Raw genomic sequence first — 21,155 nt, 5'->3', positions numbered from 1 at the left:
AGTGCTTGGTTTAATTCAAATTTAGTCAATTGTATCGTGAATAAATACATATGTGATTTGAAAAATCAAGCTGATATTAGCAAAATAACAAAGGATACGGACAATAATGCTGTAGGCTTATATCAATTTGCTACCTTTGTGGCTTGTTACTTAATTAATACTTACCATTTTTGGTGAATGTCTAACAAATTAATACTGCCGAATAAAGGCCGTTAAATACTTTAATTATGTCTGTTGCACAAGAACGTCGTAAAAAAGTGACAACCCACGTATTAAGTGAACTTAAGATGAAGGGTGAGAAGATTGCCATGTTAACCTCATATGACTATTCATTGGCAAAGATTGTTGATAATGCCGGAGTTGATGTGATTCTGGTTGGCGATTCTGCATCGAATGTGATGGCAGGTTGGGAAACAACTTTACCAATCACATTGGATCAAATGATTTATCATGGTGCTTCGGTTGTGAGGGCTGTAAACAGATCTTTGGTTGTGGTTGATATGCCTTTTGGTACCTATCAGGGAAATTCAAAAGAAGCATTAACATCTGCCATTCGAATAATGAAAGAAACGGCAGCCGATGCTGTGAAGTTGGAAGGTGGTAGCGAGGTTTTAGAATCGGTTCAGCGTATTTTGTCAGCAGGTATTCCTGTTATGGGACATTTGGGTTTAACGCCACAATCGATACATAAATTTGGTACCTATACCGTACGTGCTAAACGTGAAGAGGAAGCCAAGAAATTAATCGAAGATGCGCATTTGTTAGAGGAAGCGGGTTGCTTTGGTATTGTATTAGAGAAGATTCCTGCTGATCTGGCTGGTCAGGTATCTAAGGAATTACACATTCCAATAATAGGTATTGGTGCCGGAAATCAAGTAGATGGTCAGGTGTTGGTTCTGCATGATATGTTAGGTATCAATCAGGAATTTTCGCCACGTTTTTTGAGGCGTTATCATAATTTATTTGCTGAAATAAGTGGAGCTGTGGGTAATTACATTAGCGATGTTAAGAGCCTTGAGTTTCCTAATGAAAGAGAACAATATTAGATTTTAATTGAATGGGTAAGTTAGATATATTATTTGAAGACAATCATATAATTGCCGTTAACAAGTCAACATCTGACATTGTACAAGGTGATAAAACTGGTGATGAGACTTTAAGCGATAAGGTTAAAAAGTACATTAAGAAAAAGTACAATAAACCTGGTGAAGTATTCCTGGGCGTGGTTCATCGTTTGGATAGGCCTGTGAGTGGCGTTGTGTTGTTTGCGCGTACAAGTAAGGCATTAACACGTTTGAATAAAATGTTTGAAGAGCGGAAAGTCAAAAAGAGTTATTTTGCCATTGTAGGTGAATTACCCGAAAATGATTCAGCCCAGTTGCGTCACTTTATCCTTAAGAATTCGGAAAAGAACAAATCATATGCCTTCCCGAAAACACGTCTTGGAGCTAAAGAGGCTATTTTGAATTATAAAATGGTATCTGGTTTGAAGAACTATTACCTTCTTGAAGTTGATTTGCAAACAGGAAGGCATCATCAAATCCGTTGCCAGTTGGCAAAGATCGGTTGCCCAATTCGTGGGGATTTAAAATATGGTTTCCCTCGTTCCAATAAAAGTGGAGGAATTTCTCTTCATGCCCGTAAGATTGAATTCATACATCCGGTTAGCAAAGAGCCAATTTGTTTAATTGCTAAAACGCCTGAAGAAGAGAATCTTTGGAAAGAATTTAAGAACGTTATTAATGACAAATAAAGACAGTGAAGGAGGCATTTAATAATGCCTCTTTTTATTTCTTTTTACGAACGCCCTCACCTGTAAAAGTCAGTGGTAATAAGTCTTTTGTATTCTCAATTCGATGTATTTCGCTTGCGCCAATCAGTAGGGTGTAAAAAGCTTGTTTCATTCGCAATTCGGTTTCCAGCATTACTTGACGACATGCACCACAAGGCGCAACCGGATCTTTTAATACTCCGTTTTCATTGCTTGCAATAACGGCAATAGCTTCAACAGCTACATCCGGAAATTTTGAATTGGCATAAAACAAGGCCACTCGTTCGGCACATAGTCCTGATGGGTATGCGGCATTTTCTTGATTATTCCCTTGAATAATTTCACCATTGCTCAGGCGTACAGCTGCTCCAACATTAAATCCTGAGTAGGGTGCATAGGCTCTTTCACAAGCTTGTTTGGCCGATTCAACCAAGTGTTGATCTTTATCGCTTAATTCATTCGGTGTTTCAAAAACCGTTATACTTGTTGATATAATAAAATTCTTCATACAAACGTTTAGAATGATAATGTCTATTATTTGACCAAATTTACAATATTGTTTTTAACTCTATCATATATTGTCGCTTTTCTAATTTTTTATCTTTGTTGCATTAATTAAAATTCATTTCTTAAAATAAAGATGTATGAAACAGGTACTATCGTTGTTAATTGTATTAGTGTTGTTGGTGAATTTGGATGTAAACGGGCAATCTAATCGAAAATATAGCACCTCAGAATACATTGAATTGTATAAGGATTTAGCCGTAAAGGAAATGAATCGAGTTGCCATTCCAGCCAGTATTACTATGGCTCAAGGTATTCTTGAATCGGGCAATGGTAATAGTACTTTAGCACGAAAGTCAAATAATCATTTTGGAATCAAGTGTCATAGCGATTGGAAAGGCAAGCGTGTTTATCACGATGATGACGAGGATAATGAGTGTTTTAGAAAGTACAAGACAGTTTATGAATCATACATTGATCATTCCGACTTCTTAACAGGAAAGAAAAGGTATGCATCGTTATTTGATTTGAAAACTACAGATTATAAAGGATGGGCTAAGGGATTAAAGAAAGCAGGTTATGCTACTGACCCTAAATATGCGCATCGTTTAATTGATATCATTGAGAAGAATCAATTATACCTTTTGGATGAAAACAAGAACTGGAAGCCAAAGTCAGGTTCATCAAGAAGCGGTAAATCAGGCAATGATAATTTTGTTATAAGTACCTACAATACCCATGTGATTGATTATAATAATGGCGTAAAGTTTATTCGACTTGAAAGCGATGATAGTTTTGGAGCAATTGCCGAAGAGTTTGGTTTAAGAGACTGGGAGTTATATCACTATAATGATCTGACTAAGGGAGCCAACTTGTCGAAATATCGCTATTTATATATTCAGGGGAAAAAGGGTAAAGCGCATAAATCGCACGAATATCATGTGGTAAAACAAGGCGAAACCTTACACTATATTTCGCAGAAATACGGTGTGAAACTGAAAAAGCTATTGCGATTTAATCGCTTGGAAGAAGGCGCTAAAGTTAAAGCTGGTGATCGATTGAATTTAAGAAGAAAGAAAAAGAAGTAATTGATATTTGAAAATTGGTTGATTTGAAGATTTGTTATTTTCAAATCTTCAAATCAACTAATTAGTGAATGTTAAGAATTTATTTTCGTTATCTGCGAAGCATCAAATCCCCTTAACAGGTCTTCGGTGCGCATCTTTTTCTTACCAGCCAATTGAAGTTCGTGTATTAATAAAGCATGATCTTTGGTGCCAATAGCAATGTAAGTTTTGTTATCAGATTTCACCTCGCCAGGTTTAAGTTTGTGATCAGCACTTATTTCACTTTTGTAGATTTTTGCACTAATTGTTTTGCCATTGGCCAGTTCCAATTCTGTCCAGGCTGATGGGTAAGGTGAGAGCCCACGAATAAAGTTGTGGATCACTTGCGCTTCTTGTTGCCAGTTGATTTTACAATCAGCTTTAAATATTTTAGGAGCCGGTTTTAATACGGTTTCATCCGAATACTCATCTTGAGGGATGGCCTTAATATTGCCTTCTTCAATTCTTTTGACTGTTTTAAGGATAACTTCAGCCCCAAGTTCCATCATCTTATCATGCACGCTTCCAGCTGTATCATTATCCTCAATCGGCAAAGCTTCCTGCATGATAATATTACCGGTATCAATTTCGTGTTGCAAAAAGAAGGTAGTAACACCCGTTTTTTTATCACCATTTATCACAGCCCAATTTATTGGAGCAGCACCTCTATAATGAGGAAGTAACGATCCATGCAGATTTAAAGAGCCCAATGGAGGCATGTTCCAAACCATCTCAGGTAACATTCTGAAAGCTACTATAATCTGAAGATCGGCCTCTAAGGCTTTTAGCTCTTCAATGAATTCCGGTTTTTTTAGTTTTTCGGGTTGCAAAACAGGTAAACCAACCGAAAGCGCATATTCCTTAACTGGCGATTGCTTAAGTTTTTGGCCCCGACCTGCCGGACGATCCGGGGCAGTAATAACACCAACAACCTGATAGTTATTCTCAACCAAGGCTTTTAGACTTTCAACAGCAAAGTCGGGTGTGCCCATAAATACAATGCGAAGCTTCTTATTCATATCAATAATTGTTGGTTTAGCTTATTCTTTTAATTCTCGATTTCCTTTTTGATGAGGTGGAAAATAAGGACAGTGCTTGCATCCATTTCCACAGCAGTAGCCCCTTTTAGTGAGGTAACTATGCGACATTACTCGGAACCCTTTGGGATTCATGTAATAATCCTCGCCTTCAACTAATGGGTCGGACATATAAAAATCATCGAAATCCATCTTTCTTAAGTATTGCTTTTAACTGCGAAAGTATTGAATTAAGGGCATTAAAAAAAGGCCTCGTAGTGAGACCTTTTATAAAAAGTTTATGAATGGCGCTTATTTATTACTGAAATGTTTCATAAATTGAACACGAAGGTAGCCTGCTGGATTTTTTACGTTTGATTGGCTTAAGGTTCCTCTGAAGTCATCAATTTTATCAAAGTTTTTGCGCTCCATCCATTTATCTATTTCATGATTGTAACGCTCAATGGTCTCAATTCCATTTTTGTAAAGCGAGCTGGCTACCTGTACTGTTTGAGCACCGGCAAGCAACATTTTTATCACGGTTTTTGATTCGTGGATTCCGGTTGTTGCCGATAGGTCACAATCAACTTTGCTGGATGTGATGGCTATCCAACGCAGTGGCATTACATATTCTTTATCTTCACTAAAAATATGTGTTGGAATTACTTCAAGGTTTTCAATATCAATGTCAGGAGAATAAAAACGATTAAAAAGCACTAATCCCGCTATGCCGGTTTGCGATAGTTTCGATATCATGCCAGCAAGGTTTGAGAAGTAATGACTTATTTTTATCGAAACGGGAATACTAACTTCTTTTAGAACTGTTTCAATAATGTCAAAATAAGTTTTCTCTTGTTCTGCGCTTTCTCGTTCAAAATCGGATGGGAGGGCGAAGATGTTTAATTCAAGTGCATCGGCTCCTGCATCTTCTAATGATTTAGCGAAATAGGGCCAGTTATGAGATGAAATACAATTGATACTGGCGATGATAGGAATTTTTGTTTCTTTTTTTGCATCAGCAATAAGTTTAAGATAACTGGTTAAGGTATCTTCAACATCGTACTGCTCATAAAAATCCATCGTTTCCGGATAAAGGTAGTTTTGCGAATGCATCTGGTGCATTTGGCGTTCCATCTCAGTTACAATTTCTTCTTCGAATAATGATTTTAATACAACAGCACCAGCACCTGCTGTTTCAATTTTTTTTAAGTCTTCTATTGAATTGGTTAAGCCAGAACTTGCTGCAATAATCGGGCTTTTTAGTTTTAATCCAAGGTAAGTAGTTGAAATGTCAGCCATAATTCAGATTTTTGTTGATATAAGGTTTTGTAATTTTATTCCTCTGGTATGATAAAACAAATAAGCAATTCGTATTGTTGCGTGGGTTTAATGTCGGGTACATCTTTAGATGGTCTGGATTTGGTTCTCTGTCAATTAGATTTTAGCAACAATACTTGGGAATACAAGCTTATTAAAACAAGAACAAAGCCCTACTCAGAGTATTGGTTAAAGGCCTTGAAAAACGCTTTGGAGCTTGGAGGTGAAGATTTGATGCGATTAAATCGTGAGTACGGAAAATGGCTTGGAGAGCAGGTGAAGGATTTTATTGAAGGTGAAGAGAAAGTGCCAGACTTTGTTGCCTCACATGGACATACCTTATTCCATGATCCAGAGAATCAATTTAACTTTCAGTTGGGCGATGGTGCTGCGCTTGCTGCTGCATGTGGCCTGACTACCGTTTGTGACTTTCGTTCAATGGATGTTTGTTTAAAGGGGCAAGGTGCACCCTTGGTACCCATTGGTGATGCCTATTTGTTCAGTGAATATGATGCTTGCGTTAATTTAGGTGGCTTTGCCAATGTTTCGGTAAAGCTTAATGACAAACGAAGAGCATGGGATATTTGCCCGGTTAATACAGTGCTTAACAAATTAACGAACTATCTGTGTTTACCCTTTGATTACAATGGCGAAATTGGGCGAAAAGGTGAAGTTTTGCCAGGTTTATTAAAGCAACTCAATATTCTTCCTTATTATCAGGAAACCTGCCCTAAATCGCTTGCTAACGAATGGCTTATAGAGCAGTTTTATCCTTGTGTAAATTCTTTCATAAATGAAAGTGTTCCAGATCTCCTTAGAACCTGTTATGAGCATTTTTCCTTACAAATAGCATCAGATATCAATAAGGTGACCAATGGAAAAATTCTATTTACAGGTGGAGGTGCTTATAATACTTTTTTAATTGAACTTATTCAATCAAAATTGAGTGGGGAATTAATTATACCTAGCTCTGATTTAGTTGAATATAAAGAAGCTTTAATATTTGCCTTTCTGGGTGCTTTACGAATTTCTAATCAAATGAATTGTTTGCAGGAAGTTACAGGAGCAGATAACGATAGTTGTTCGGGTGCAGTGTATAGTGGAAAGTAAAAAAAACAAAGTACTGGTGGATTCCGCATTGTTTCTATCGCTTCATCTTTTCACCCAATCTAACTCCAAAGAATAAAAACAATATTTACCTGACCGCAAAATAAGGATTGGTATCCACCAGTGCTTCTAATCAATAAACAGATTTTATATAAATATGTTCTCAAATAAAGAGATTGTTTATTAAAGAAAATGGAAGTTCGAGTAATCAGTGTTGAGCGCTAGTTTGTTAGTGTAAAAAAAAAGGAGGCTAAAGCCTCCTTAAATATTATACCAATTGTATTTTAAATCGGTATTATTTCTTTGTGAAGTTAAAAAACTGCAGATCATGTCCCATTCGCTCTTGCTTGGTTTTCATGTAAAACTCGTTGTGAGGATTTGGGTTTATTTCTATCGCTACGTTTTCAACCACTTCCAGGCCGTATCCTTCAAGTCCAATGCGTTTGATCGGATTGTTTGACATTAGGCGCATTTTTCCAACGCCAAGTTCTCGCAATATCTGAGCACCAACTCCGTAGTCGCGTTCATCAGCGTCAAAACCGAGCTCTACGTTGGCATCTACGGTATCCATACCTTCTTCCTGAAGCTTATAGGCTTTGATTTTATTCATTAAACCAATACCGCGTCCTTCCTGATTCATGTATACAATGGCACCTTTTCCTTCTTTATTTATGGTTTCCATTGCTTTATGAAGCTGGTCTCCACATTCGCAACGTAATGATCCAAAAATATCACCGGTTGCACATGATGAATGCACTCTAACTAAAATAGGATCGTTTTCGTCCCATTCCCCCTTGATAAGTGCCATGTGTTCCAGTCCATTTGATTTTTGTTTAAATGGAATAAAACGGAAATCACCGTGAGCCGTTGGTAGGTTTACTTCAACTCCTTTTACTATTAGGCTTTCATGCTTTAAGCGATAAGCTATAAGATCTTTGATGGTTACAATTTTTAGATCAAATTTCTCTGCGATCTTAACCAATTCAGGCATACGTGCCATGGTTCCATCTTCATTAAGTATCTCAACTAATACGCCGACGGGAGAGAGACCCGCTAAGCGCGCTAGGTCAACCCCAGCTTCGGTATGTCCTGCTCTTCGAAGAACACCTCTGTTTTTAGCTTTTAATGGAAAAATATGTCCTGGTCTACCTAGTTCTTCAGGCGATGTATTTGGATTGGTAAGCGCAAGTATCGTTTTTGCTCTGTCGGATGCTGAAATTCCTGTTGTACATCCCTGACCTATTAGGTCGACAGATACTGTGAAGGGTGTAGCATGGCTCGATGTATTTTTGCCAACCATTAACTCCAACTCTAACTCTTCACAACGTTCTTCGGTTAATGGCGTACAGATTAATCCACGACCATGTGTTGCCATAAAGTTGACTTTTTCAGGCGTCATTAGTTCCGCAGCGGCAATAAAGTCACCTTCGTTTTCACGATCTTCATCATCAACAACAATAATCAACTCACCATTTTTAATAGCATCAATAGCTTCTTCTATGGTGTTGAGTTTAAAACCTTGATTTTCTGGCATTTGTTACGATTTTAGTCGGATCTATCCGAATTCAAGGTGCAAAATTAATCATTAATTGGTCCAAAACAATGAAATAGCTCACCTTAGTTTTTATTACTTGCTTCTTCTTCCTTGTCCAATTGATTGGTAAGATCAAATTTCTCACGTTTAAATAATTTACGAAAGAAAATGAGGTAGGCATCAGCATTTAATAAAGCAGAATCTGTAGCTGACTTATAGGTTAAGAATACACCCAATGGTAAAAGTACCGCGGAAGATAGCCACATGCCCTGATACACTGGCCATAAGCCTTCGTTGGCAAATTTAACGCCCAGGGTATCGATGATGTAATATACTATAAAGAAAAGAACCGAAATAACTACCGGCATTCCAAGTCCTCCTTTTCGTATGATGGCACCCAATGGAGCACCAATAAAGAAAAAGATAAAGCAGGCGAATGAAAGTGTAAATTTACGATGCACCTCCATGAAATGGCGTGTCTTCTTATGCTCTTTATCGCGAATGAGTCGCATTTGCTCACCCATCTGGTTCTTATTATCAGTGGCATTTCGAAGAGCGGTTTCAACCATCATCTTTTTCTGATGAACCGATAAGGATGCAATGAGTGTGTCGACATTAAGGATTTGAACAGAATCAATATAAGCCATGTCTTTATTTAGCTTTTTCTTTCTCGCAGAGTAACGGGCCTGTTGAAAATAAAATCCTTGTGTATTCTTAGAAAGATGATCGATGTGTTTGTCAATTTGTATGTTGAAGGTATCGATGTCGCTATTTAATTGGTTTAGATTCTTCATGCGATCGTAACTGGCAAACAGCTGTTCGTCAGTACGTGTAAAATCCATTCCGTGCATTTCAATAAGGGCAACCTGTTCTTTGAAGTGATCAATTCTGAATTGTTGCTGTTCTTTATCGCGAATTCTTTTTTTACTTTCAAGACCCACTTTTTCATCAAAACGAACGCCGTCCATAAGGGTTAATACCATGTGGCGTTTATCCTCTGAAATTTGTAGGCGACCAGAATCAGCAATCGTTACATTACTATTTTTGTTGAGTCGATCGCGGTGATCATATATCATGATGTCATACAACAAGTTAGTTTCGTTGTCTTTTTCATCAATTTTTATTCGAAAATCATCGATACCATCATAAAATACCTGCTCCTTTATATCCAGCTCGGGTCGAGCTTTCTTAACGTCATATAATAACGAATACAGTTTTAAATTGGCATAGGGCATTACATTGTTCGAAAACCAAAATGCTGATACCGAAATTGTAATGGTGATAATGATTAGCGGCATCATTGTGCGAGGAAGAGAAACACCGGCAGCTTTTATGGCTGTTAATTCGTAGTTCTCACCTAGGTTACCAAAGGTCATTAAAGACGCTAATAAGATAGCTAAAGGCAAAGCCATTGGAACAACTTGTAGCGTTGCATAAAATAATAACCTGGATAAATCAGCAAATTCAAGTCCTTTGCCCACCATGTCGTCAACATATTTCCAAAGAAACTGCATTACCAGAATGAACAATGAAATAAAAAATGTCATTGCTAAAGGTCCCAAGTAGCTTTTTAATATAAACAGGTGTAATTTCTTCATCCTTTTTATTTACATCAATGAGATTGAATATGGTGCAAAGTTAGTGAAACGCTTAAAAATGTAATGGTAAGATTCAGATTTCTTCAATAATTATGCCTAACAACTTTGCTCAATTATCCAAAATGAATGACTTAAGTTTATGAGTTGGTGTAAACAAAGACACCCGGCTTAACCGGGTGCTTACAATGAATTAATAATGTTTTTAAACAGAGCCGAGACCGTGCTTGAGCTCATCTATTTGCTGATTCCATAGTTCAATGGAATCTTCTTTTTCATCTTCTTCCGCATGATCAACAACAATAAGAGCTGTTTCACCCGTTAAATCATCTACATTAATGCGAAATTCAAAGTATGATTTCTCATCTTCATCATCAAGCCAATGGTAACGTACCATTTTATTTTCCTTCTTCAATACTTGTTCGGCTTGCTGTTCTGAACCATCCCAAACAAAAGTGTAAACTTTTCCTTTGAGGTTAACATCGTCAGCAAACCATTCAGAAAGACCACTAGGGTTACTAAGGCGAGCAAACAATATTGCCGGAGATGTTTTAATAATATATTCTAATTCAAACTTTTCCTTTTGAATTGACATGTCTAGTCTGTTTTGATTAAATGTATGAGCTCACAATATAACAGAATTCTTCGGGAAATAAAATCAAATAAGCGATGCAATTTGGCGTATTTCAACAAAGATTAAATTTAGTGTCAAACGAATGAGTTTTTTATGAGTCTATAATTCAGTTAGTTTATAAAAAGTAGAAAAATATTTTGTGTTTTTGTTGGTGTATTAGGGGTATTTCTCTTACATTTGCAACCGCAAAAAAGGAGAGACACAAGGGTGTCACAACAATCTCCAAGCAAATGCCGAGGTAGCTCAGCTGGTTAGAGCGCAGGATTCATAATCCTGAGGTCGGCGGTTCAAGCCCGCCTCTCGGTACAAAACCTTTCAGATTAGTCTGAGAGGTTTTTTGTTTTTATGGCAAAGTATAGGCAGAAAGTAATAGTTCTTCTTAATATACCTCACCACATTTTGGAATAGCGATTTCTGCTCCCATTCTTGAATTGAATCCACAATTAGTATTATTGAATTTTGTATTAGTCTTAATTTGTTAACAATAAGATTGTGGATAGCAGCTATGGTTTAATTATCAAGGCTTTTGATTTAATTAATTATGATTTTATTTTAAAATGTGCTCGTGCACAATTATAATTTGTTATATTTGTTCACATATCAACTTAGATTTAGTTTATTTAAATTCAGGTACGTATACCTTTATGAGTTATATTGCATTTATAGATTTTGTAGCCTAAATAAAGATTACTTCTTTAAACGAACAGCATAAGCAAGGTATTGAGTTATAAATCGGACATGTATATTAGTTTCTTTCACTTAATATTCTCTAAACGAGGTTGTATGGTGATCATTGAGAGAAAATATAATCATATGAAACGAGCCATGAGAATAATTTTCTCACACAGGACGATGACTATTGAGGCGAGTTCCATGTGACATTAAAAAGTATAATATAGACACATGAAAAGGTCAATCATATCAATATTAGTAATCATTTTATTATTCTGTCATTCCAATTCTGTATGTCAGGATTATAACATCAAGCAAATTAGTGGCCTAACCGGTTTATCGCAAAGTTCGATCAATGGTATCTGTGTTGATAAAGTTGGTAATATTTGGCTTGGTACTGATTTTGGTTTAAACAGATACGATGGTAGAGATATAGAGCGATACTATAGCGATATTAATGATGTTTCTTCTTTGTCAAGTGATTATATCGTTAATATTTATGAGGATGCTCTAGAAAACTTATGGGTATGCACTTCACGAGGATTATGCTTGTATGACCGGGTAAAGAATACATTTGTAAGAAACCCATTTCAACTAGAAAAGGATATACGTGTTGAAACAATTTTTGAGAATGAAACCCATGTAGTGTTTCCCGATAGTCGGCTTAATATCCATTTTTACGATAAAAGAGATGATACTGTTTTCACTATAGAATTAAAAACAAGTATTGAATTTCAGTCATCAAGAATCAGGATATTAAATTGTGTCGAATACGATGAAAACTCATTCTTAATTTTAATAGATGAGGAAGGAGTTTTTAAACTTGATGTGCAGACAGGTGCATTGCACAAATTTATAAACCTGGACTCTAAACACTATTCGACTCTACAAAAAATAGGGATGTTTTATTACCTGACCACCTACGATGATGTCATGAAGATATCAAAAGAAGGTGTTGTTTTGGAAAGAATATCTTTGGCTAATTCAATTTTCAAATCGCAGATATATCTTGATTTGAAAGAAAATAAATATGATAATACAATATGGGTGACATCTGATTATGGTGGAATTTTTATTGTTGACCATAACCTTAAGATACTGAATAGGCTAGTAGCTGGACAGAGAGCAAATGACATTTTACCTGAAAACTCTGTTAAAAAGATTCATTTTATCAATGAGAAAACAGCGGTTATCGGTACCGTACGTTGTGGTGCTTTAATATTATATAATTCAGGAATTAATTATTACCGCTACAATAGAATGCTGACGACCGGGCCTTCTGATAAATCGATACTTTGTTTTGAAGAGGAGAATAAAAACAAATTATGGATTGGAACTGATGGAGGTGGACTTAATCTTCTCAATAGAAAATTGAATTCGTTTGAGTATTATTCATCTGAAGATGTCCTCATTGTGACATCTATTTTGGATTATTCCGAAAGAGATTTGCTTGTGGCTTCCTATCAAAAGGGATTGTATTTTTTTAACAAAACAACTAAGCAGTTCAGAAGTGCTGATGAAAACCATTTATTCAGGAATATTAGAAAAGATGTAAGACACAAAATTTTTAAGGATACTAAAGGGAACATATGGATCTCGGATGGTAGTTTGGTTAAAATTAATATTGCGAAAAATACCTTTGAACGTTTTGGTCATGAATCTTTTTTTGATGGAATATTTCCGATTTATTACACCGCCTATGAAAGTTCTGCTGACTTAATCTGGTTTACCAGCGTTGGTGGAATGTTTGCTTATTCATTAAAGGAAAATAGGTTTGTTGATAAGGTCATGTTAACAGAGGATCGTGAGGTTAATGGGATTGAAATTTATTCAGTTGTAGAAGATAAATTTGGCAATTTGATATTTGGTACAGACAAGGCTCTGCTTTATTATAATACTGATTCAAAAAGTATAAGCGAATATGTTGAAGGTTCCAGCAAGATGAATAAACTGTATTCTTCTTTATATATGGATCTGAGAAATCAGTTGTGGGTGGGGACAAACGATGAACTGTTAAAAGTAGATAAGAGTGGTCTTATTACTGAACTAGCTTCATTCAGAACCTTAAGTGAAGATGGAAGTATTGAATATCGACATGGTGCTGTTTTGAGATCCTTGGATGAACGACTTTATATGGGAAGTAATAACGGCATTACTTTTTTTATACCTGAAAATATTGAAGCTGATAGTATAGCTAACCGACCTGTAATTACATCTTTATCTTTATTAAATACAAAAGATAGAAGTATTCTTGATACCAGTATTGTTATCGACGTTAAGGAAGATGCGTCAATAATTATGAATTACACCTCAGGTATTTACAAGTTTGAGTTTAATAACTTTAATTATCCCTTTGAAGAATATACCGAATACGCCTACACCTTACAGAATTTCGAAAATCTGTGGCACACCGGTACAGCAAATTCGGCAACATATACAAATCTTCCACCAGGAGAATATGTTTTTAAAGTTAAGTCTACCAATAAAACAGGGCAATGGAACACCGAAGTTGCCCGTATTAATATCCAGATTCTACCACCATGGTACCAAACAACATGGTTTTTTATAGTGTTGGTAATTATAATTGGCTTTATAGTTGTGCTGATATGGCGAGAAAGCCTTGTGCGTTTAAAACTAAAGCACAAGTTGGATTTAGAGACATCAAAACAGGAACAGTTGGAAGCCATTAACCAACAGAAACTAAGTTTTTTTACTAATATTTCGCATGAAATAAAAACACCCTTAACGTTAATATACAGTCCATTAAAGCATCTTATTACTAAAGAGGCGTCGGATGAAGAAGTGCGTAAGGCTTTGCCGTCTTTGTATCGTAATGTTCGACGAATGATTGATTTAATTGAGCAATTACTTGAATTTAGAAAGACAGAAACCTCCACTTTGAAATTGAACTTGTCGCGTTTCGATTGTATTTTTGTGTGCAAAGAAATAATTAATTATTTCGATTATTATACAAAGCTACAAGGGGTTAGTGTTGAACTTAGTGCTGATCAAACTGAGTTGTGGATAGAATTGGATAAGGATAAATTCATTAAAATATTAACAAACTTAATTTCTAACGCAATTAAGTTTTCTCAATCAGGAGATATCGTTACTGTTAATATACAATCATCTACTAATCTCCTATCATTAGAAATTAGCGATTGCGGAATAGGAATATCTGATGAGGAGGTTAATCGAATTTTTGATCGCTATTATCAGGTAGAAACAGGCATAAAAGGTACAGGCATTGGATTATCATTGTCAAAACACCTTACCGAATTGCATGGTGGTTCAATAGGCGTAAGCAGTGAACTTGGAAAGGGTACTTCTTTTAAGCTTCAGTTTCCCATTAAGCAAGAGAATAGTTCTGCTACAGAGCTAGCTGTTGAAGCTAATAATATTGTGCCATCCGATGAAAAAGTGGTTGATGCTGTTCAGCTCAACAGGATTGAGCTAAATAATAAAGAGAAAGTTTTAATTGTTGAGGATGAACATGAACTAAGAGAGTATTTAAGTAATGCTCTATCAGAAAGCTATCATGTGCTAGAGGCGAGTGATGGCAAGGATGGTTTCACTTTGGCCCATAAAGAATTGCCAGATTTAATTATTTCTGATGTTATGATGCCCGAAGTTAATGGCTTTGAATTATGCCGGCAGTTGAAAAATGATATTAGAACAAGTCATATACCAGTGATATTATTAACGGCCAAAAGTATGTTTGAAGATAAGGCTGAGGGTTACCAGAGCGGTGCCGATGCCTATGTGTCTAAACCGTTCGATTTATCCTTGTTAAAGTTGCAGTTGGCTTCACTTATTCGTAACCGACAATTATTACAAAAGCGCTTTGAGAGCGATCCGGAGTTGTTGCCACAGGAATTAACAAGTACCGATTTGGATAATCAGTTTTTAGAGCAAGCCATTGCTATTGTTGAGCGCCATATTGATAATGCAGACTTTAAGGTTTCACACTTTGTGGAAGAAATGGGGATGAGCCGTACCTTGGTGTACAATAAAATTAGTGCCATTGCTGGTAAACCTGTTAAAGATTTTATATTGAATATTCGCTTACAGAAGGCAGCTAAGATTATTGTATCAAGCCCAATAAATGTATCAGAGATTGCCTACGAGTGTGGTTTCTCCGACCCGTCCTATTTTAGTACTGTTTTTAAGCGATACTATAAAATGTCGCCTCTACAATATCGTAAACATTATGAAGATAGGTGTTATAATAGTTAGTGACACTTCCTTCAAATGATGCTATAGTTTGTTGTTATACCGATTACAAACCAAAACGATTGATAAAAAATCAATCTGTGGTTTTGTATCGGTATTAACCATTGTAATTAGCAAAATGATTTATCAATTATTTTGGAATACAATTGGTATTAGCTCTCATTTTGTAATAGATATTTAATTAATAGCAGAAAGTAAACGTGATGAGTTTTAAACTTTGTACGACTTACTTTTGAATTTATCCATTTTTTGCAATTGTGTACAAAATCAAATTTTAAGTAGATAAAAATGGATTGATCAATGTTTTCTCATACAGATATTTACGCTTTGAGGTATGCCTTTGAAAGAGGGCAGCTTTATAAAATATTAACGAAAAATATCTATTTGTATGAAAAAAAATCGAACAGGTTTTTCATTAAAGCAAAAACTGTTGCCGCCAAATTTAATTAGGCGGATTAGAGCATTTTTATTAATGTTTATTGTGTGTTCAAGTATGTTTGCCCAGCAAGCTAGAACTGTTACGGGAGAAGTGCTTGATGCAACAGGTGCAACTCTACCAGGTGTATCTGTAATTCTTAAAGGTACAAGTGAAGGTACTATAACCGATTTGGATGGGAAGTTTATGCTATCCGTGCCTGCAGAAATTAATTCACTTGTATTTTCCTTCATTGGAATGATGACACAGGAGATTGATGTAAGTAATCAAACAATTATTTCTGTTGTGTTGAAGGATGACGTGCAGGGGCTTGAAGAAGTAGTAGTTGTTGGTTATGGTACCCAAAAGAAAGTTAATTTAACGGGTGGTGTTGATGTAGTATCAGCCAAAGATTTGGAAAATCGACCAGTGGCTAATGTAGCGCAAGCTATTCAAGGTGTAGCACCTAGTCTGAATATTTCCACTACTGATGCAGGTGGAGAGCCCGGAGCAGGTTCATCGTGGAACATTCGTGGGGTTGGAAGTATTAATGGTAACGATAGTCCTTATATTTTGGTGGATGGAGTGCCAATGGATATTCAAAATTTGAATCCTGATGATATTGAGAGTATTTCGATATTAAAGGATGCAGCAGCTTCGGCTATCTATGGAGCACGAGCACCTTATGGAGTTGTTTTAATCACCACAAAGAAAGGTAAAAAAGGCACTAAGCCATCGGTTACCTACTCAAACAATTTTGCTTGGGCAGCACCAACAAATCTTCCCAAGGGAGCCAATTCGATGGATGCGGCATTGGCAATGAATAAGGCTGCTGAGAATTCTGGCTTAGGACCTGTAATTGATGATGAAACATTGGGGCGAATACAAGCCTACCTGGATGGTTCTATGACAGATGAAACCATTCCTGATCCTGCCGACCCTACCAGTTGGGGTACGTGGACAAAGGGTAATGCCAATAATGATTGGATGGACATCTATTATAAAGATTGGAGTGCTCGCCAAAAACATGATATTAGTTTAAGTGGCGCAGGCGATAAGGTTTCGTATTATACATCAGCAGGGTTTTATTCACAAGATGGACAACTTGATTTTGGTAATGATAACTATTCGAGGTATAACATGTCAGCCAGAATTGATGCTCAGGTAACTGATTGGTTTAATTTTGGAGTAAACACCAAGTATACACGTACAAAAAATGTGTGGCCAAACGCATGGGGTGGATATAATCGTGATATTATTCATCATCAGTTTTCTCGTAACTGGCCAATGAATCCGCTTTATTTACCTAATGGTGAGCGTTCGTCAGATAACAATATACAATTAATTGATGAATCAGGTGATCGTGAGCGTTTTTCAGATGATTTTTGGGTGACATTCAGTGGCGAATTGGAGCCGATTGAAGGGTGGAAGACTAGAGTGAATTATAGTTGGAATAACTCTAGTTATAAGCAAAAAAGTCATTTAGCCACTACCTATGGAACAAACGTGGTTGGAGAAACATATACAACTTTTAATAATCCGAATTCCTTCGAAGCCAGTTTTCAAAGCGACGATTACCATATGTTAAATGTTGTGTCATCTTATTTTAAGGAAATCAATGAGCACACCTTTAATGTGTTGGTAGGTTATGAAGAGGAGTTGAAAGAATACAGTAGAGGCAACCTGAAACGTGCTGAATTGGTTACCGATAAAGTACCTTCTATAAGCACTGCTACAGGGCAACTTACAGGAGGAGATCAATGGACACACTGGGCAACGCAAGGTGTTTTTGGACGATTTACTTATAATTTCAAGGAGAAATATTTGGTCGAGTTTAATGCGCGCTACGATGGTTCATCTCTGTTTGGTAATGCTGATACACAATGGGGTTTCTTTCCATCTGGATCCATTGGATATAATATCTCAAAAGAAGATTTTTGGGAGCCAATTGAGCTTTATGTTAATAGTTTGAAATTCAGAGGATCATATGGATCCTTAGGAAATCATGATTATTCAAAAGGTACGGTTGGCGATTATTTCCGTTACTATGAGACATTACCTGTTAGTACCAACTTACCATGGATAGTTGCGGGAGAGCGTCCTGTTTACACTGGAGCTCCTGGATTGATTAGTCCTGCATTAACATGGGAGACATCAACCACATTAAATATTGGATTAGATGCTGCCTTTTTAAATCATAGGTTGGGATTAAATTTTGACTGGTATAAGCGAACTACAAGCGATATGATAGGGCCTTCACAGTCTCTGCCAGATGTGCTTGGTGCCAGCCCTCCATTAATAAACAATGCTACACTTGAAACCAAAGGTTTTGAATTAGTGTTGACATGGAAAGATCGCATTGGCAACTTGTCATACAATGTACGAGGTGTATTAGGTGATAATAAAACGGTGATAAGCGATTACAGTAATCCAACTAAAACTTTGAATAATTGGTACTCGGGACAGGAGCATGGTGAGATATGGGGTTATGAAACGGCCGGTTTCTTTAAAGAAGGAGAAACAGGTGATGATTGGCACGATCAAACAGCTTTTCATAGTCGCTGGCAAGGAGGAGATATAAAGTTTCAGGATTTAAATGGAGATGGTGTTATTAATTGGGGAGATGATACCGTTGATAATCCAGGTGATAAAAAAGTTATTGGTAATACAACGCCTCGCTTAAATTATGGCTTATCCATTGGATTGAACTATAAGGGGTTTGATTTTAATATGTTTTGGCAAGGTGTTGCTAAGCGCGACTGGATTTTCTCACGTTATACCAATGTATTTTATGGATTTAGAGGTAGCATGTGGCAAAACAGTTATTTCGAGGATCACATGGATTACTGGACTCCTGAAAACACAGATGCTTATTACCCAAGACCTTATTTGCAAGGTGAACACTTGAAAAACACCAGAGAGCAAACCAAGTATCTGCAAAATGCAGCTTATTTGCGCTTGAAAAATATTCAATTGGGTTATACGCTTCGTGGCAACTGGACAAGTAAAGTCAAGCTTTCGAAGGTGCGCTTATATGTATCGGGAGAAAACCTATTGACATTTACCAAGTTGAGTAAACTATTTGATCCGGAAGCACTTGGTGGTAGATATGGTAGTGGAAAAATATATCCACTTTCTAAGGTAGTATCTATGGGAGTTAACGTAACATTTTAATCACTTAACGAAGATATTATGAATTTTAAAAATATAAGCTTGCTAAGCATTGTGCTGGTGTTTATCATGCTTGGATGTAGCGATGATTACTTGAAAAAGCTACCATTAGATAAGATTTCAGCAGATGATTACTGGAATTCGCCAAATGATTTAAAGCTATATACCAATCAATTTTATCCTCGATTCTCTGATGGAGGTTCTTGGAGTGGTGGTATTACATGGTTCGATACAGGTACCGATAATATGCTGCACAATAGTTACGATGACCGCATTGCTGGTTATCGAACTGTGCCGGCACGAGGCGGATTCGAGTATAACGACAACGACGAAAAAATAGGATATGACGATATACGTGCAGTCAATTATTTTCTCGAAAACTATTCACGCGTTTCGGCTTCAGCCGATGCAGTTGGTCAATATGTGGGCGAGGCTTATTTTTTTAGAGCGTACTTTTATTTCAATTTAGTACGAAAATACGGCGATGTGCCTTGGATTGATAAAACTCTTTCTCCTGAGTCGGAAGAATTGTTTGGTAAAAGAACATCTCGTAAAGTTGTTGTTGAGAACATTCTAAAGGATTTAGATGAAGCGATAAAAAACCTTAGTGCAGGGCCGATAGAAGATGGTAATCGTCTATGTAAAGAAGTTGCTCAATTGTACAAATCACGTGTGGCTTTATATGAAGGTACTTGGGAGAAATACCACGCCGGTACTATATTTGGTGTTGAAGGTTCAGATGGTGCAGCATTTTTGCAAGCGGCTGCCGATGCTGCTGAGGCGTTAATTGATGGCGGAACCTTTAATGTTTTTACCACGGGAGATACTAAATGGGATTATTGGCACCTGTTTAATCAACCATATAGCTTTGCTGGTAATTCGGAGGTGATGTTATGGAAAGCCTATGATTTAGGACTTAGTCTAACGCATAATCACCAGCGCTATTTACCACGAATTGGTGGTGGACGTGGAGTGACACAAACATTTATTAACGACTATTTGTGTGTAGATGGTAACCCTATTGCAGGCAATGCTTTGTATCAAGGCGATGCAACAATAGAAGATGTAATTACTAACCGTGATCCACGTATTTTTCAAACCATTTATACGCCGGGATGGCCAATGGAGATAGTAGGTTCTGATACTTTAAAAAGATACGAGCGAAGCCATTTATATGCTACTGGAGATAGTAAATGTCCAACAGCTTATCAGGTCAATAAGGGTGCTTTGCCTGATCCTGAACAATATAGATCAAGTGGTTTGGGTGTAAATCCATCTATTATTTTCAGATATGGTGAAGCCTTATTGAATTTTGCCGAGGCCAAAGCGGAATTAGGATCACTTACACAAGCAGATGTGAATAAGAGTATCAAACTATTGCGCGATAGAATTGGGATGCCCAATTTAGACCTTAACAACATCCAGAATGATCCGAATTGGTTGTATCCTGATGTTAGTCCTGTGATTAATGAGGTGCGTCGCGAGCGTAACATTGAATTAGCTGTTGAAGGATTTAGATGGGATGATATTGCGCGTTGGAGAGCTCACCATATTTTTATGAATAAGCGTCCTTTAGGTGCAATTTACGAAGCTGAATTATATCCAGAATTAACGCTTGGAGTAGATGTGTTTGTTGATGAAAATGGTTACATCGACCCATACCAGAAATCATTACCGAATGGTTACGAGTTTGATCCTAATAGAGATTACCTGGCTCCTTTATCAACCGAGGAATTAACCTTGAATGATAATTTAGATCAGAATCCAGGTTGGAAATAGAAACACCCTTTCCTAATTCATGTCGAGTAATATGTTGCTATTGCGCATATTACTCGACTATAATGAAATTGTTTTGATTAGATTACAGTTAAGTAAGAGGTCCATAGTGTTTATTATTAAGTAAATGTAATGTTGTTACAGATTATTGTGCATTTTATAGTAATAAGTAGGACGAAAGAGGCTGTCTCAAAAGAGAATTTAAAATTCAGACAACTTATAGATTAAAACTTAACCTTTATTTCTACCCCTCCAAACCTCCCCTAAAGTGGAGGCTTAAGTCCCCTTCAGGGGATTTAGGGGT

The 21,155-nt window shown here is 36.7% G+C and carries 14 protein-coding genes and 1 tRNA gene; 8 read left to right on the top strand and 7 right to left on the bottom strand.

Annotated features, from left to right (window positions below):
- Nucleotides 1–227: 227 nt before the first annotated feature.
- Nucleotides 228–1,046, top strand: a complete 819-nt coding sequence (gene panB / locus ACRD7B_RS08860) for a 3-methyl-2-oxobutanoate hydroxymethyltransferase (protein ID WP_430824164.1) — start codon at nt 228–230, stop codon at nt 1,044–1,046.
- Between the two features lie 11 nt (nt 1,047–1,057).
- On the top strand, nt 1,058–1,753 hold the full coding sequence (locus ACRD7B_RS08855; protein WP_430824163.1) for an RluA family pseudouridine synthase: 696 nt from the start codon (nt 1,058–1,060) through the stop codon (nt 1,751–1,753).
- Nucleotides 1,754–1,787: 34 nt separating this feature from the next.
- Here ACRD7B_RS08855 and ACRD7B_RS08850 read toward each other — a convergent pair whose 3' ends face one another.
- Entirely contained in the window at nt 1,788–2,279 is a 492-nt protein-coding gene (locus ACRD7B_RS08850) for a cytidine deaminase (protein ID WP_430824162.1), read from the bottom strand.
- A 136-nt stretch (nt 2,280–2,415) separates the two neighbouring features.
- Between ACRD7B_RS08850 and ACRD7B_RS08845 the strand changes: the two genes are divergently transcribed.
- Complete coding sequence (locus ACRD7B_RS08845; protein WP_430824161.1) at nt 2,416–3,363, top strand: glucosaminidase domain-containing protein; 948 nt, start codon at nt 2,416–2,418, stop codon at nt 3,361–3,363.
- Between the two features lie 71 nt (nt 3,364–3,434).
- On the opposite strand, the gene fmt is transcribed toward ACRD7B_RS08845, so the two are convergent.
- The 3 genes from fmt to ACRD7B_RS08830 all read right to left on the bottom strand — a co-directional run bounded on the left by fmt (nt 3,435) and on the right by ACRD7B_RS08830 (nt 5,696).
- A complete protein-coding gene (gene fmt / locus ACRD7B_RS08840) occupies nt 3,435–4,400 on the bottom strand; it encodes a methionyl-tRNA formyltransferase (RefSeq protein WP_430824160.1) in 966 nt (321 codons plus the stop codon).
- Nucleotides 4,401–4,421: 21 nt separating this feature from the next.
- A complete protein-coding gene (locus ACRD7B_RS08835; protein WP_430824159.1) occupies nt 4,422–4,610 on the bottom strand; it encodes a C1orf53 family protein in 189 nt (62 codons plus the stop codon).
- 99 nt (nt 4,611–4,709) lie between these two features.
- Nucleotides 4,710–5,696 carry a dihydroorotate dehydrogenase-like protein gene (locus ACRD7B_RS08830; protein WP_430824158.1) on the bottom strand — a complete coding sequence of 329 codons (987 nt, stop codon included), beginning with the start codon at nt 5,694–5,696 and terminating at the stop codon, nt 4,710–4,712.
- A gap of 48 nt (nt 5,697–5,744) precedes the next feature.
- Here ACRD7B_RS08830 and ACRD7B_RS08825 point away from each other — a divergent pair, with 48 nt between their 5' ends.
- Nucleotides 5,745–6,824, top strand: a complete 1,080-nt coding sequence (locus ACRD7B_RS08825; RefSeq protein WP_430824157.1) for an anhydro-N-acetylmuramic acid kinase — start codon at nt 5,745–5,747, stop codon at nt 6,822–6,824.
- 292 nt (nt 6,825–7,116) lie between these two features.
- On the opposite strand, the gene ACRD7B_RS08820 is transcribed toward ACRD7B_RS08825, so the two are convergent.
- The 3 genes from ACRD7B_RS08820 to ACRD7B_RS08810 all read right to left on the bottom strand — a co-directional run bounded on the left by ACRD7B_RS08820 (nt 7,117) and on the right by ACRD7B_RS08810 (nt 10,545).
- On the bottom strand, nt 7,117–8,355 hold the full coding sequence (locus ACRD7B_RS08820) for a bifunctional 3,4-dihydroxy-2-butanone-4-phosphate synthase/GTP cyclohydrolase II (RefSeq protein WP_430824156.1): 1,239 nt from the start codon (nt 8,353–8,355) through the stop codon (nt 7,117–7,119).
- Nucleotides 8,356–8,438: 83 nt separating this feature from the next.
- On the bottom strand, nt 8,439–9,953 hold the full coding sequence (locus tag ACRD7B_RS08815; RefSeq protein WP_430824155.1) for an LptF/LptG family permease: 1,515 nt from the start codon (nt 9,951–9,953) through the stop codon (nt 8,439–8,441).
- Nucleotides 9,954–10,155: 202 nt separating this feature from the next.
- Nucleotides 10,156–10,545, bottom strand: a complete 390-nt coding sequence (locus ACRD7B_RS08810) for an START-like domain-containing protein (protein WP_430824154.1) — start codon at nt 10,543–10,545, stop codon at nt 10,156–10,158.
- 271 nt (nt 10,546–10,816) lie between these two features.
- Here ACRD7B_RS08810 and ACRD7B_RS08805 point away from each other — a divergent pair.
- The 4 genes from ACRD7B_RS08805 to ACRD7B_RS08790 all read left to right on the top strand — a co-directional run bounded on the left by ACRD7B_RS08805 (nt 10,817) and on the right by ACRD7B_RS08790 (nt 20,854).
- Nucleotides 10,817–10,890, top strand: a tRNA-Met gene (locus tag ACRD7B_RS08805).
- Nucleotides 10,891–11,487: 597 nt separating this feature from the next.
- A complete protein-coding gene (locus ACRD7B_RS08800) occupies nt 11,488–15,492 on the top strand; it encodes a hybrid sensor histidine kinase/response regulator transcription factor (protein ID WP_430824152.1) in 4,005 nt (1,334 codons plus the stop codon).
- Between the two features lie 385 nt (nt 15,493–15,877).
- The gene (locus ACRD7B_RS08795) at nt 15,878–19,078 is read left to right on the top strand and encodes a SusC/RagA family TonB-linked outer membrane protein (RefSeq protein WP_430824150.1); all 3,201 of its coding nucleotides are present in this window, start codon (nt 15,878–15,880) and stop codon (nt 19,076–19,078) included.
- An 18-nt stretch (nt 19,079–19,096) separates the two neighbouring features.
- Nucleotides 19,097–20,854, top strand: a complete 1,758-nt coding sequence (locus ACRD7B_RS08790; RefSeq protein WP_430824148.1) for a RagB/SusD family nutrient uptake outer membrane protein — start codon at nt 19,097–19,099, stop codon at nt 20,852–20,854.
- Nucleotides 20,855–21,155: the final 301 nt, after the last annotated feature.

The organism is Carboxylicivirga fragile, assembly GCF_050589805.1.
In the GTDB taxonomy this organism is placed as follows: domain Bacteria; phylum Bacteroidota; class Bacteroidia; order Bacteroidales; family Marinilabiliaceae; genus Carboxylicivirga; species Carboxylicivirga fragile.
Note: the sequence above shows the minus strand (reverse complement) of the source record. Positions and strands in the feature narration are given on the sequence as shown.

What these genes read in the sequence shown, in the direction of transcription:
- ACRD7B_RS08820 (WP_430824156.1), bottom strand. Translation starts at nt 8,355, where the DNA reads ATGCCAGAAAATCAAGGTTTTAAACTCAACACCATAGAAGAAGCTATT.
- ACRD7B_RS08800 (WP_430824152.1), top strand. Translation starts at nt 11,488, where the DNA reads ATGAAAAGGTCAATCATATCAATATTAGTAATCATTTTATTATTCTGT.
- ACRD7B_RS08815 (WP_430824155.1), bottom strand. Translation starts at nt 9,953, where the DNA reads ATGAAGAAATTACACCTGTTTATATTAAAAAGCTACTTGGGACCTTTA.
- ACRD7B_RS08850 (WP_430824162.1), bottom strand. Translation starts at nt 2,279, where the DNA reads ATGAAGAATTTTATTATATCAACAAGTATAACGGTTTTTGAAACACCG.
- ACRD7B_RS08795 (WP_430824150.1), top strand. Translation starts at nt 15,878, where the DNA reads ATGAAAAAAAATCGAACAGGTTTTTCATTAAAGCAAAAACTGTTGCCG.
- fmt (WP_430824160.1), bottom strand. Translation starts at nt 4,400, where the DNA reads ATGAATAAGAAGCTTCGCATTGTATTTATGGGCACACCCGACTTTGCT.
- ACRD7B_RS08790 (WP_430824148.1), top strand. Translation starts at nt 19,097, where the DNA reads ATGAATTTTAAAAATATAAGCTTGCTAAGCATTGTGCTGGTGTTTATC.
- ACRD7B_RS08835 (WP_430824159.1), bottom strand. Translation starts at nt 4,610, where the DNA reads ATGGATTTCGATGATTTTTATATGTCCGACCCATTAGTTGAAGGCGAG.
- ACRD7B_RS08810 (WP_430824154.1), bottom strand. Translation starts at nt 10,545, where the DNA reads ATGTCAATTCAAAAGGAAAAGTTTGAATTAGAATATATTATTAAAACA.
- ACRD7B_RS08845 (WP_430824161.1), top strand. Translation starts at nt 2,416, where the DNA reads ATGAAACAGGTACTATCGTTGTTAATTGTATTAGTGTTGTTGGTGAAT.
- ACRD7B_RS08825 (WP_430824157.1), top strand. Translation starts at nt 5,745, where the DNA reads ATGATAAAACAAATAAGCAATTCGTATTGTTGCGTGGGTTTAATGTCG.
- ACRD7B_RS08830 (WP_430824158.1), bottom strand. Translation starts at nt 5,696, where the DNA reads ATGGCTGACATTTCAACTACTTACCTTGGATTAAAACTAAAAAGCCCG.
- ACRD7B_RS08855 (WP_430824163.1), top strand. Translation starts at nt 1,058, where the DNA reads ATGGGTAAGTTAGATATATTATTTGAAGACAATCATATAATTGCCGTT.
- panB (WP_430824164.1), top strand. Translation starts at nt 228, where the DNA reads ATGTCTGTTGCACAAGAACGTCGTAAAAAAGTGACAACCCACGTATTA.